The following is a 13,283-nucleotide window of genomic DNA, read 5'->3' as shown; positions in this document are numbered from 1 at the left end:
TTTTTCAAGGGTAACAATGGGCCCCTCATCACAAGGAGCTTCCCTATGCACACTCGACAACTCGGTAAAAACGGCCCGCATGTGTCCGCCATCGGCCTTGGCTGCATGGGCATGACCGATTTCTACACGCCCGGCACCGATACCACCGAAGCCACCGCAACCTTGCACCGCGCCCTGGAGTTGGGCGTCAACTTTCTCGATACCGCGGACATGTACGGCCCGCACACCAATGAGCAACTGATCGGCAAGGCTATTGCCGGCAAGCGCGACCAAGTGTTCCTGGCCAGTAAATTCGGGATTGTGCGCGACCCTGCCAACCCCGTAGTGCGCGGGGTGAATGGCCGGCCCGAGTATATCCGCAACGCCATCGACGGCACCTTGCAACGCCTGGGGGTGGATACGCTGGACCTGTACTACCAGCACCGTATCGACCCCGACGTGGCCATCGAAGAAACGGTCGGCGCCATGGCCGACCTGGTGAAACAGGGCAAAGTGCGCTATCTGGGCCTGAGCGAGGCGTCCGCCGCTACTCTGGAACGGGCGCATAAGGTCCATCCCATCAGCGCCCTGCAAAGTGAATATTCGCTGTGGAGCCGCGACCAGCAAGACAATGGTTGCCTCGCCGCCTGCCAGCGCCTGGGCATCGCGTTTGTGCCGTACAGCCCGTTGGGCCGAGGTTTTCTCACCGGCGCCTTGAAGAGCCCGGATGATTTCGGCGCCGATGATTACCGACGCTTCAGCCCGCGCTTTCAGGGGGAGAACTTTGCGAAAAACCTGCTGCTGGTAGAACAGGTCAAGAGCCTGGCGGCAGACAAAGGTGTCACGGCCGGGCAACTGGCGCTGGCCTGGGTATTGGCCCAAGGCGATTACATCATCCCGATTCCCGGCACCAAGCGGCGCACCTATCTGCAAGAGAATGTGGAGGCGCTGTCGATTTCTCTCAGCGCTGACGAACTGGCTGCGCTGGATGCGATCTTCCCTGCCAATGCAACCGCAGGCCTGCGTTACCCCAAGGAAGTGCTGGCCATGCTGGATATCTAGCGTCTGCTGGAACCCCTTGTGGGGGCCGTTCTCAGCGGGATTGATCAACGGTCTGCCGACTCCCGTGCAAAGCATGGGAGTCAGACTATTCTCACAACTCCTAGTGTAAAAACCGCCACACAGGAGGTGTGTCATGCACGCGACTGAGCATTCGGTCCGCTTGGAGCAGATCAGTCAGGAACGCTTCATCCAGGCGCCGATCGAGGCGGTTTATGACTATGTGACCCAGCCCGACCGCTGGCACGAGTGGCACCCCACCTCCCTCAGCGCCGACACCGGCACCACCGGCTCATTACCGGTCGGCACGCGCTTTACCGAAATCATCGACCTGCTGGGCATACGCGTCCCCATGAGTTACCGCGTACAAATCGCCCGCCGCCCCAGCGAGTTCAAGACCGTGTTCACCTCCCTGGCGGTTGACGGTTGCATCCATTACTGCTTGCGCGCTCATCAGGGCGGCACCCTGTTCAAACGGGTGCTGACTTACGAGACTGAACTGCAACTGGCGTCTTTGCATGAGCGCATGGTCGCGTTGTCGTCAATTGCGTTGGACCGGCTCAAGCAGCGGCTGGACAATCCGGGGTTCGTATAATTTAGAAACATTACCACGACGTCACATTGCAAACATGCCGGCAAAAGCAGGGAGAATGCCCGGCTTATTGCCGCGCCTTCAGTGAGACCCACGATGAAAACCCCATTGCGACTGGCCCTGCTCAGTGCCCTGTTTACCACCACGCTGGCCCAGGCCGCCGAACTGATCCCCATCGATGTACACCGCGACGCCAACTGCGGCTGCTGCAAGAAGTGGATCAGCCACTTGGAGAGCAACGGTTTCAAGGTCAACGACCACGTTGAAGCCGACATGAGCGCGGTGAAACAACGCTTGGGCGTGGCGCCACGCCTTGGCTCCTGCCACACCGCGGTGATCGACGGCAAGTTCGTCGAAGGCCACGTACCCGCCGAGCAGGTCCTGGCTCTGCGCAAGCGCAACGACCTGCTGGGCCTTGCCGCACCGGGCATGCCATTGGGCTCGCCAGGCATGGAAGTAGACGGACGCAGCGAGGCGTATCAAATCATTGGCCTGACCCGCGACGGCGAAGACGTGGTGGTAGCGGACTACCCGGCTCACTGACCGGTGTTGATGGGGTACCTGGGGCTGTTCGGCGCGGCATTTGGCGCCGCGACGTTATTGCCCCTGCAGTCGGAAGCTGTGCTGGTCGGCCTGCTGCTCAGCGGGCATTACAACCTTTGGCTGCTGCTGGGCATCGCCACCCTGGGTAATGTGCTGGGCTCGCTGGTCAATTGGCTGCTGGGGCGCTCGGTCGAGCGCTTCAAAGAGCGACGCTGGTTCCCGGTGAGCGCCAATCAGCTGGACAAGGCTCGCAGCCATTACGCACGCTGGGGGCACTGGACGTTGTTGCTCAGTTGGGTGCCAGTCATTGGTGATCCGCTGACGTTGGTGGCTGGGGTGATGCGTGAGCCGTTGTGGCGTTTTCTACTGCTGGTAACCCTGGCGAAAAGCCTGCGCTATGGCGTAATCGCAGCGCTGACGTTGCAGTGGGCGTTAATCCCCCGTTAATCGCGGGCAAAGAGCATCCGGGCATCTGTCTCGGAGCCAAAACCCATGCCTTTTATCCGTACATTATGCGTAGCCGGTTTGTTTTCGGTCAGCGCGGCGCCCGTGTTAGCTGACACCTACGGCCCTGAGTTGCAGGGCTTTGCATACCCCTACCCTTTGAATCATTTTGCCTTCCAATCCCAGGGCAAATCCCTGCAAATGGGCTACATGGACGTCCCCGCCACCGGCACTCCAAACGGCCGCAGCGTGGTGCTGATGCACGGCAAGAATTTTTGCGGCGCTACCTGGGAGGGTTCGATCAAGGCGCTCAGTGACGCCGGTTACCGCGTCATCGCCCCGGACCAGATTGGTTTTTGCACCTCCAGCAAGCCCGACCACTACCAGTACAGCTTCCAGCAACTGGCGACCAACACCCATCAACTGCTGGAAAAGCTCGGCATTCAAAAGGCCACGGTGATCGGCCATTCCACCGGCGGCATGCTCGCCACACGCTATGCGCTGATGTACCCCCAGCAAACCGAACAGTTGGGGCTTGTGAACCCCATTGGCCTGGAAGACTGGAAAGCCCTCGGCGTGCCCTACCAGAGCGTCGACCAGTGGTACCAGCGCGAGCTGAAACTGAGCGCCGACGGTGTACGCAATTACGAGCGAAACACCTATTACGTTGGGCGCTGGAAACCCGAGTACGAGCGCTGGGTAGACATGCTCGCCGGCCTGAACCAAGGCCCGGGGCATCTTCAGGTTGCCTGGAACTCGGCGCTGATTTACGACATGATCTTCACCCAACCGGTGTACTACGAGTTCAAGGACTTGCAGGTGCCCACCCTGCTGCTGATCGGCACCAGCGACACTACCGCCATCGGCAAAGATGTGGCGCCGGCGGCGGTCAAGGCCAAAATTGGTCATTACGAGGTACTGGGCAAGCAGGTGGCCAAGCTGATTCCCCGCGCCACGTTGGTGGAGTTCCCCGGCCTGGGCCATGCGCCCCAGATGGAAGAGCCGGAACAGTTTCATAAAGCCCTGTTGCACGGGTTGAACGCCCTTTAATTGCCACTTTTCGAGGCCCGCGTGCATGTCGATACAGATCGCAGTGATGGATGATTGGCAAAACGTGGCCAGCGACGTGGCAGATTGGTCGGCGCTGGACAGCGTGGGCAAGGTGCATTTTCTCCACGACTACCCCGCCGATACCGCCACCATGACTGAGCGCTTGAAAGGGTTCGAGGTGATTTGCCTCATGCGCGAACGCTCAACCTTTGACAAAGCGCTGCTGCAAGGGCTGCCCCAGCTCAAATTGCTGGTGACCGGCGGCATGCGCAATGCCGCCATCGACCTTCCCGCAGCCAAGGCCCTGGGCATCCAGGTGTGCGGCACCGACAGCTATAAACACGCCGCACCGGAACTGACCTGGGCCTTGATCATGGCCTCTACACGTAACCTGCTCGCCGAAGCCAACTCGCTGCGCGGGGGCGGATGGCAGGTCGGCCTGGGCGGCGACCTGCACGGCAAGACATTGGGCGTCCTGGGGCTGGGCAGCATTGGCCAGAAAGTCGCAAGGTTTGCCCAGGTGTTTGGCATGCGGGTGATTGCTTGGAGTGAAAACCTCACGCCGGAGCGCGCGGCTGAATCGGGGGTGACCTGGGTCAGCAAGCGCGAGCTGTTTGAGCAGGCGGATATTCTGACCATCCATCTGGTGCTCAGCGAGCGCAGCCGTGGTCTGGTGGATGCGCAAGCGTTGGGCTGGATGAAGCCCACAGCGCACCTGGTAAATACCGCACGCGGGCCGATTGTGGATGAGCAGGCACTGCTGCAAGCATTGCGCAGCGGACGCCTGGCCGGGGCGGCGCTGGATGTGTTTGCCGAGGAACCGCTGCCGGCTGACCACCCGTTTCGCCGCTTGCCCAATGTGCTCGCAACGCCACACGTGGGGTATGTGAGCGAGCAGAATTACCGGCAGTTCTATCAGCAGATGATCGAAGATATCCAAGCCTGGGCCAAGGGTGTGCCCATTCGCGGGCTCGCCTGACGCACCATTAAAGTGCGCCCCCCCCCCTGTGGCGAGGGAGCTTGCTCCCGCTGGAGTGCGCAGCGCTNTCCCGAAATTTTGGGGCCGCTGCGCGTCCCAGCGGGAGCAAGCTCCCTCGCCACAGGGGCATATCGTTAAAAGTTTTTTGTCCTACAAAATCTGCATGAAAACCCAGCAGGCGCTGGGATCTGTCCTAGACTCATGACCGATGGGTCCGTTCCAAAACAAAAACCCCGCAAAAAATCTAAACTTTCGAAACCTGCCGCTGGTCAAGTTTTAGGTAAGGGCGAGCACGCGCGCTTCAGGCCGAATGCCCGCTCATCCAATCTTTTTAAGCCGACGTTGCAACTGGCATACGCCTTGCCAGCTTGTATAGCGCTTGTGTGCCTGGCCGCAGGATGCGGTCACTCGGAGCCGATGGCAGCGGGCCATTAGCCAACCAACAGATGGGAGTGCATTATGATCAGTGCCGCAGTAGATACTCAGGGAGAGCGTTTTAGTCAGCCGGCAGGAGGGCCAAAGTCTTTGGCCGACCTGCCCAACACTGTGCGGCCGGTCGTGAGTCAGAATCCGAATCGAAAGAAAGTCTTGTTTGTCACTTCCGAGTTCGCGGACCTGGTGAAAACCGGCGGCCTGGGCGACGTCTCCGCGGCCCTGCCCCGCGCCATGGCGCACCTGCATGACGTGAGGGTGCTGATTCCGGGTTACCCGCAAGTGATGGAAAGCGATAACCCGATTCATATCGTCGGTGAACTGGGTGGCCATGCCGCGTTGCCCCCGTGCAAGATCGGGCGCATGGACCTCAAGGACGGCCTGGTCATCTATGTGCTGATCTGCCCCGAACTGTATGAGCGCGAAGGCACGCCCTACGGCGCCAACAACGGCCGCGACTGGCCGGACAACCATATTCGCTTCGCCCGCCTGGGCTTGGCTGCCGCGGACATTGCCGCCAACCTTGCACAAATCCACTGGTGCCCAGACCTGGTGCACGCCCACGACTGGCCTGCGGGCCTGGCCCCCGCGTATATGCACTGGCGTGGTTCACGTACACCAACCCTGTTCACCATTCATAACCTGGCCTACCAGGGCGTGGTCAGCCTGGCCTCGACGCCCGAACTGGGCATTCCACCCCACGCCCTGCAACAGGAAGGCATGGAGTTCTACGGCAAGATGTCGTTTCTCAAGGCGGGCATGGCGTATTCCAGCCATATCACCACCGTGAGCGCCACCTACGCCCAGGAGATCACCACCCCGGAATTCGGTTGTGGCCTGGATGGCTTCCTCGCCAGCAAGACCCAGCAAGGCCTGCTCAGCGGCATTCCCAACGGCATCGATGAGAGCTGGGAAACCTCCACCGACCCACACCTGACCCACAACTTCAATATCGGCGATTGGGAAGGCAAAGCCATCAACGCCGCCCACGTGCGCGAGCTGTTTGAGCTGCAGCCATCCAGTGGTCCGCTGTTTGCTGTGGTCTCGCGCCTGGTCTACCAGAAAGGCCTGGACCTCACCGAAGCCGTCGCCGGTTTCATCGTCGAAAACGGCGGCCAGATTGCGATCATCGGCCGTGGCGAGCCGGAAGAAGAACAGGCCATGCGTGAATTGGCGCTGCGCTTCCCGGGTCAGGTGGGGGTGCGCATCGGCTTCAACGAGACCGATGCCCGCCGCATGTTCGCCGGCAGCGATTTTCTGCTGATGCCGTCGCGCTATGAACCCTGCGGCCTGAGCCAGATGTATGCGCAACGCTTCGGCTCGTTGCCGGTGGCGCGTAACACCGGCGGGCTGGCGGACACCATTGAGGATGGCGTCACCGGGTTCCTGTTCAATGAATCCACGGTGCAAAGCTACGAAGAGGCGCTGCGCCGCGCCTTCAAGGTGTTCGCCTTCCCCGGTCTGCTCAATGCCATGCGCAGCCGTGCCATGACCCAGCCGTTCAACTGGTGCCAGGCCGTGGAACCCTACGCCGAACTCTACGAACAACTGGTGGCCAAGGCTCTGGGGAAATCGAACAAGTAGCGACTGGAACAACTAAGGGAGGTCTTCATAGATGCCGTCAAGGACTCTGGAAACCTGGCCCCACGGCGCAATCATGCTGGACGCGCACCGCACGCGCTTTGCGTTATGGGCGCCAGACGCATTTTATGTCAGCGTTGAATTGGAACAGGGTAAAACCATCGTCATGCTGCCCCAGGCCGGTGGTTGGTTTGAAGTCGAAATCGCGTGCCCTGCCGGCACGCTTTACCGTTTTAACATCGATGGCGAAAACACAGTGCCCGACCCCGCCTCCAGGGCCCAGGCGCTGGACGTGCATGGGTGGAGCCGAGTAGTCGACCCCCTCGCCTATGAATGGCGCCACAGCCAGTGGCAGGGTCGCCCGTGGCACACGGCGGTGATTTACGAGCTCCATGTCGGCGCCATGGGCGGCTACGCTGCCGTCGAGAAACACCTGGCACGCCTGGCCGAACTAGGCGTCACCGCGATTGAATTGATGCCTTTGGCGCAATTTTCCGGCGAACGCAATTGGGGCTATGACGGCGTGCTGCCCTATGCGCCCCACGCCACCTACGGCACTCCCGAGCAACTCAAGCAGCTGATCGACAGTGCCCACGGCCACGGTTTGGCCGTGATCCTCGATGTGGTCTACAACCACTTCGGCCCCGACGGCAATTACCTGGGCCAGTATGCCCAGGGGTTCTTCCAGGAGGACGTGCACACACCCTGGGGCGCCGGCATTGATTTCGAGCGCCGTGAAGTGCGGGATTTCTTCCTCGATAACGCCTTGATGTGGCTGCTCGAATACCGCTTCGACGGCCTGCGCCTGGATGCCGTGCACGCTATCGACAACCCTGGGTTTCTGCAGGAACTGGCACAACGGGTACGCCAGCAGGTAGACGGCGGGCGCCACGTGTGGCTGATGCTGGAAAACGAACTGAACCAGGCCAGCCTGTTGCAGCACGATTTCGACGCCCAATGGAATGACGACTTTCATAACGTGCTGCACGTGCTGCTCACCGGTGAAACCGACGCCTACTACAGCGACTTTGCCGAGCAGCCTACCGCCAAGCTGGCGCGCTGCCTGGCCGAGGGGTTCATCTACCAGGGCGAGACGACACGCCATGGCCAAGCTCGCGGCGAACCCAGTGCGGATCTGCCCCCCAGCGCCTTCGTCGCGTTCCTGCAGAACCACGACCAGGTCGGCAACCGCGCCCTCGGCGAACGCCTGCACCAGCTGTGTTCGCCCCAGGCACTGAGCGCCGCGACCGTCCTACTGTTGCTGTGCCCCATGATCCCGATGTTGTTCATGGGCGACGAGGTGAATGCCGCCGAGCCGTTCCTGTTTTTCACCGACCATCATGGCGAACTGGCCGAGGCGGTGCGTGAAGGTCGGCGCAATGAATTTGCCGACTTCGCGGCGTTTCACGACCCCGAGCAACGCCAGCGCATCCCCGACCCCAACGCGCTGCAAACCTTTTTACAGTCGGTGCCCTCTTTCGTCGAGAACGACCACACCCAGCTCTACCGCCACCTGCTGAGCCTGCGTCACGTGCACGTGGTGCCGCACTTGCCCGGCACCGTCGCCCTGGGCGCGCACGTGCTGGCTGACCATGCCGTCACCGCGCGCTGGCGCCTGGGCAACGGCCGTGTGCTGCAGATCGACCTGAACCTGAGTGAACAGCCCCTGGATCATCCGGCACCCCACCCGATTATTTTCCAAACGCCTGCCCCGCAAGGTGCGCACTTACCGCCCTTGAGCGCACGCGTTTGCTTATCCCCTGTTGGAGACATTCTTTGAGCGAAGCGAACCTGGAAATTCTCGCCAGCCGCGCGGGCCTGGCCGTCGATTGGATCGATGCCAACGGTCGCCCGCAACATGTGAAGCCTGATGCCCTGCGCGCCGTCCTCAAAGGGCTGGGGCACCCGGCCGACAGCGATGCCGAGATCGACGCGAGCCTGCTGCAACTTGAGCAGGCGCAGCAGGACCGGCACCTGCCGCCCTTGATGACCACCGACAGCGGTGCGGGCCTGGACCTGGCACGCTATTTCGCCCCGGACACCCCGTGTCGCGTCAACCTGGAAGGCGGCGAAACCCTGGAGCTGCGCCTGGACGGCGAGGCCGTATTGCCCGGCGTGATTGCCCTCGGCTATCACCAGGTGCATATCGACGGGCAAACCTTCACCCTGGCCGTCGCGCCCAGCCACTGCTATAGCGTGGCCGACGAGGTCGACAGCCAACCCGCTCGCGCCTGGGGCCTGAGCGCCCAACTCTATGCCTTGCGCCGCCTCGGCGATGGCGGTTTTGGCGACACCCTTGCCCTGGAGCACCTGGTGCGTTCCGCCGCCGAACGCGGCGCCGACGCCGTGGCAATCAGCCCGATGCACGCGATGTTCAGCGCCGACACTGAGCGATTCAGCCCCTATTCACCCTCCAGCCGCCTGTTTCTCAACAGCCTGTATGCTTCGCCGGCGTGCATCCTTGGTGAACGTGAAGTGCGCAACGCCATCGAAGCGGCCGGGTTGGCTGACGAGTTGCATGCCCTGGAACAGCTCCCGCTGATCGACTGGCCGGCCGCCGCCAAGGCCAAGCAACGCCTGCTGCGCACACTGTATGAAGACTTTCGCCACGGCGCGCATCCCCAGCATGCCGACTTTCAAAGCTTCCGCCAGGCCGGCGGCGAAGCCCTGGAAAACCACTGCCGCTTCGAAGCCATACAGGCCAAGCGTGCTGCCGCGGGTGAGGACCTGGACTGGCGCCAATGGCCCGAAGCCTGGCGTACGCCACAGAGCCCGGCCCTGGCGCAGTTCGCTGAGGACAACCGCGACGAAATCGGCTATTTCGCCTTCACCCAATGGCTGATTGCCCGCAGCCTTGAGCGCGCACAACAGGCCGCCCGTGGCAGCGGCATGGGCATCGGCCTGATCGCCGACCTGGCGGTGGGCGCCGACGGCGGCGGCAGCCAGGCCTGGAGTCGCCAGGATGAACTGCTGGCCGACCTCACCGTCGGCGCGCCACCGGACATTCTCAACCGCGCAGGCCAAGGCTGGGGCATCTCTGCCTTTTCCCCTGACGGCCTCAAGCGCAATGGCTATCGCGCCTTTATCGAAATGCTGCGGGCCAACTTCGCCCATGCCGGCGGCTTGCGCATCGACCACGTGATGGGCCTGCAACGCCTGTGGGTGATCCCTCTGGGCGCGTCCCCCCGTGAAGGTGCCTACTTGTATTACCCGGTGGACGACCTGCTGCGTTTGCTCGCCCTGGAATCGCACCGCCACCAGGCCATCGTCCTCGGTGAAGACCTGGGCACCGTGCCCGAAGGCCTGCGCGAAAAGCTCAGCGCCCGTTCGATCCTGGGCATGCGTGTGCTGCTGTTCGAACAGAACCATGACGGCCAGTTCAAGCCCATCCTCGATTGGCCCGACAACGCCTTGGCCACCACCAGTACCCACGACTTGCCGACCCTCAATGGCTGGTGGCACAGCCGCGATATCGAATGGAATATCCAGCTGGGCCTGATCGATGCGCCCACCGTAGACCAATGGAGCGAACACCGCCTGCGCGAACGCCAGGCACTGCGCCAAGCCTTGAGTCAGGACCCGCAGAACTTCATCGATGAGATCCGCAACGACACCGACCATATGATCGACGCCAGCGTGCGCTACCTGGGCCATACCCGTGCGCCACTGGTGTTGTTGCCCCTGGAAGATGCATTGGGCATCGAGGAGCAAGCCAACCTGCCGGGCACCCTCGACACCCACCCCAATTGGCGCCGACGCTTGCCCGGCGAAGCCGCCAGCCTGCTCGACAATGACAGCGCCGCGCGTCGCCTCGAACTGCTGGCCGTGGCGCGCAACCAAGCCTATGAGCGTGACCGATGAACGCACTGCCCCTGCGCGCTACCCAGCGCCTGCAATTTCATAAAGGTTTTACCCTCGATGACGCGGTGCCACTGGTGCCGTACTTTGCCCAACTGGGCATCAGCCACCTGTATGCTTCACCACTGTTAAGCGCCCGCGCCGGCTCCATGCACGGCTACGATGTGGTCGACCCGACCCGCGTCAACCCGGAACTGGGGGGCGAAGCGGCGTTGCGTCGCCTGGTCGCCGCGCTGCGTGAGCACGACATGGGTTTGATCCTCGATATCGTCTCCAACCATATGGCCGTGGGCGGCGCGGATAACCCTTGGTGGCTGGACCTGCTGGAATGGGGCCGCCTGAGTCCCTATAGCGAGTTCTTCGACATCCAGTGGCACTCCCCCGACCCGCTGCTCAAGGGCCAGTTGCTGATGCCCTTCCTCGGCAGCGATTACGGCGAAGCCTTGCAGAACGGCACGCTGGCGCTCAAGTTCGATGCCGCCCAGGGGAGTTTCTACGTCGAGCATTACGAACACCGTTTTCCGATTTGCCCCAGGGACTACGGCTTGATTCTGGGTAGCGACGAGTTACTCAAATCGCTGGCCGAGCGTTTCGCCGCCCTCGCCTATCAGCACGACGCCTACGCCGAGGCCACCGAGCTCAAACAAGCCCTGGCCGAACGCTCCAGCGAGCTGCGACCCGCTATTGAACAACGCCTGACCGCATTCGACAGTCGCCAGCCCGAGGGTTTCGAGCGCCTGCATCACCTGCTCGAACAGCAGACCTATCGCTTGGCCAGTTGGCGCACAGCCGCAGACGATATCAACTGGCGGCGCTTCTTCGACGTCAATGAGCTGGGCGGCCTGCGGGTCGAACGCGCGGCGGTGTTCGAAGCCACCCATGGCAAGATTTTCGAGCTGATCAGCGCGGGGCTGGTCGACGGGCTGCGCATCGACCATATCGATGGCCTGGCTGACCCGCGTGGCTATTGCCGCAAATTGCGCCGCCGCGTAGACGCGCTGTCACCCCAGCGCCACTTGCCCATCTTTGTCGAAAAGATCCTTGGCGAAGGTGAAACCCTGCGTGAAGACTGGCAGGTAGATGGCACCACCGGCTACGAGTTCATGAACCAGTTGTCATTGCTGCAACACCATCCCGAAGGTTTTGCACCGCTGGCCGAAATGTGGACGCGTCACAGCGAGCGGCCCTCAGCCTTCGGCGAAGAAGCGCGGCTGGCGCGCCAGCAGATCCTCAATGGTTCGTTGGGCGGCGACTTCGAAAGCGTAGCCCAGGCGCTGCTGCAAGTGGCCCGCGATGACGTGATGACCCGCGACCTGACCCTGGGTGCCATCCGCCGGGCCTTGCAGGAACTGATCGTGCATTTCCCGGTGTACCGCACCTATATCAGCGCCAAGGGTCGCAGTGCGGCCGACGACAAGGTGTTCCAGCATGCCATGGAGGGTGCACGCAGTACCCTCAACGAAGGCGACTGGCCGGTGCTCGACCACCTGGAGCAATGGTTGGGTGGCCAGCCCTGGCGCAATCGCCCGGTAGGCCGCGCGCGCAAGATGCTCAAGCATGCCTGCGTGCGCTTCCAGCAACTGACCTCGCCCGCCGCCGCCAAGGCTGTGGAAGACACCGCGTTCTACCGTTCGGCGGTGTTGTTGTCGCGCAACGATGTGGGCTTCAGTACCGAGCAATTCAGTGCGCCGTTGGCAGATTTCCATGCGGCCAATCAACAGCGCCTGAAGACCTTTCCCGGCAACCTGCTGGCCACCGCCACCCACGACCACAAACGCGGCGAAGACACCCGTGCGCGCCTGGCGGTGCTCAGCGAGTGCGCCCCCTGGTATGCCGAACAGGTCGAGCACTGGCGTCGTCTGGCCGAGCCCTTGCGCGAGAGCGCCGATAGCCCCTCGGCGGGTGATGAGCTGATTCTCTATCAAGTGCTGCTGGGCAGTTGGCCGCTGGAGCCCAACCCCGATCTGGAGGCGTACCAGCAACGCCTGTGGCAGTGGCAGCAAAAAGCCCTGCGCGAGGCCAAGTTGCAGAGCAGTTGGAGCGCGCCCAACGAGGCTTACGAACAGGCGGTGGAAGCGTTCCTCAAGCGCTTGCTGCTCAGTGAGGCCGGTGCGCCGCTACGCAGTGCGTTGGACAGTGCTGCGCAGGCCATCGCCCCCGCCGGCGCCCTGAATGGGCTGGCGCAAACCTTGCTTCATCTGACCGTGCCGGGTGTGCCGGATATTTACCAGGGCGATGAGTTCTGGGACTTCAGCCTGGTCGACCCCGACAACCGGCGCCCGGTGGACTTCGCTGCGCGGCAACGTGCATTGCAGGCACCACCGGACATCGGCGAACTGTTGTTCAACTGGCGCGACGGGCGTATCAAACAGGCAGTGATCGCCCAGGTACTGGGCCTGCGTAAAGCCTGCCCCGAGCTGCTGCGCCATGGCAGCTATACGCCTTTGGAAGTGGTGGGCCAGCACGCTGAGCGCGTGGTTGCGTTCTACCGTGAACATCAAGGCAAGCAGTTACTGGTGGTGGTGCCGCGCTGGTCTTATCCGTTGCTTGAAAACGGGATGTTTCCCCAGATCAATGCGCAGGTTTGGGGCGATACTCGGGTGAAATTACCGTTCGCCGCCCCTGCACAAAACTGGAAGGGACTTTTTCAAACGGCCGTAGTCACACCCAACAAGGAGCTGTTGATCAGCGCTGCCCTGGGGGATCTCCCGGTCAATGTCTTTATCAATCCTGATAATCAAGAAAGCTGAAAATTTTCTGTGAGGA

The 13,283-nt window shown here is 62.1% G+C and carries 10 protein-coding genes; all 10 read left to right on the top strand.

Going from position 1 to position 13,283, the window contains the following annotated elements:
• Positions 1-45 precede the first annotated feature (45 nt).
• The gene (locus ACTJLA_RS17075; protein ID WP_054919182.1) at positions 46-1,041 is read left to right on the top strand and encodes an aldo/keto reductase; all 996 of its coding nucleotides are present in this window, start codon (positions 46-48) and stop codon (positions 1,039-1,041) included.
• 133 nt (positions 1,042-1,174) lie between these two features.
• Positions 1,175-1,633 (top strand): SRPBCC family protein, encoded by a 459-nt coding sequence (locus ACTJLA_RS17070; RefSeq protein WP_034127551.1) that lies wholly within the window; start codon positions 1,175-1,177, stop codon positions 1,631-1,633.
• 93 nt (positions 1,634-1,726) lie between these two features.
• Positions 1,727-2,173 carry a DUF411 domain-containing protein gene (locus ACTJLA_RS17065; protein ID WP_034127552.1) on the top strand — a complete coding sequence of 149 codons (447 nt, stop codon included), beginning with the start codon at positions 1,727-1,729 and terminating at the stop codon, positions 2,171-2,173.
• 3 nt (positions 2,174-2,176) lie between these two features.
• The gene (locus ACTJLA_RS17060) at positions 2,177-2,620 is read left to right on the top strand and encodes a YqaA family protein (RefSeq protein WP_054897382.1); all 444 of its coding nucleotides are present in this window, start codon (positions 2,177-2,179) and stop codon (positions 2,618-2,620) included.
• A 45-nt stretch (positions 2,621-2,665) separates the two neighbouring features.
• Positions 2,666-3,667 carry an alpha/beta fold hydrolase gene (locus tag ACTJLA_RS17055; protein ID WP_054897381.1) on the top strand — a complete coding sequence of 334 codons (1,002 nt, stop codon included), beginning with the start codon at positions 2,666-2,668 and terminating at the stop codon, positions 3,665-3,667.
• Positions 3,668-3,692: 25 nt separating this feature from the next.
• Positions 3,693-4,646, top strand: a complete 954-nt coding sequence (locus tag ACTJLA_RS17050) for a D-2-hydroxyacid dehydrogenase family protein (RefSeq protein WP_440841663.1) — start codon at positions 3,693-3,695, stop codon at positions 4,644-4,646.
• 459 nt (positions 4,647-5,105) lie between these two features.
• Positions 5,106-6,662, top strand: coding sequence for a glycogen synthase GlgA (gene glgA / locus ACTJLA_RS17045; RefSeq protein ID WP_252950577.1), 1,557 nt, complete (start codon positions 5,106-5,108; stop codon positions 6,660-6,662).
• Positions 6,663-6,693: 31 nt separating this feature from the next.
• Positions 6,694-8,439, top strand: a complete 1,746-nt coding sequence (gene treZ, locus ACTJLA_RS17040; protein WP_440841661.1) for a malto-oligosyltrehalose trehalohydrolase — start codon at positions 6,694-6,696, stop codon at positions 8,437-8,439.
• Positions 8,436-10,520 (top strand): 4-alpha-glucanotransferase, encoded by a 2,085-nt coding sequence (gene malQ, locus ACTJLA_RS17035; protein WP_440841659.1) that lies wholly within the window; start codon positions 8,436-8,438, stop codon positions 10,518-10,520. The genes treZ and malQ overlap by 4 nt, the downstream gene beginning before the upstream one ends.
• On the top strand, positions 10,517-13,267 hold the full coding sequence (locus tag ACTJLA_RS17030) for a malto-oligosyltrehalose synthase (protein WP_440841658.1): 2,751 nt from the start codon (positions 10,517-10,519) through the stop codon (positions 13,265-13,267). Before malQ ends, ACTJLA_RS17030 begins: the two co-directional genes overlap by 4 nt.
• Positions 13,268-13,283: the final 16 nt, after the last annotated feature.

The sequence above is a fragment of the Pseudomonas sp. 22072 genome, assembly GCF_052046095.1.
GTDB lineage: Bacteria > Pseudomonadota > Gammaproteobacteria > Pseudomonadales > Pseudomonadaceae > Aquipseudomonas > Aquipseudomonas paracarnis.
This window is presented reverse-complemented; position numbering and strand designations above follow the sequence as displayed.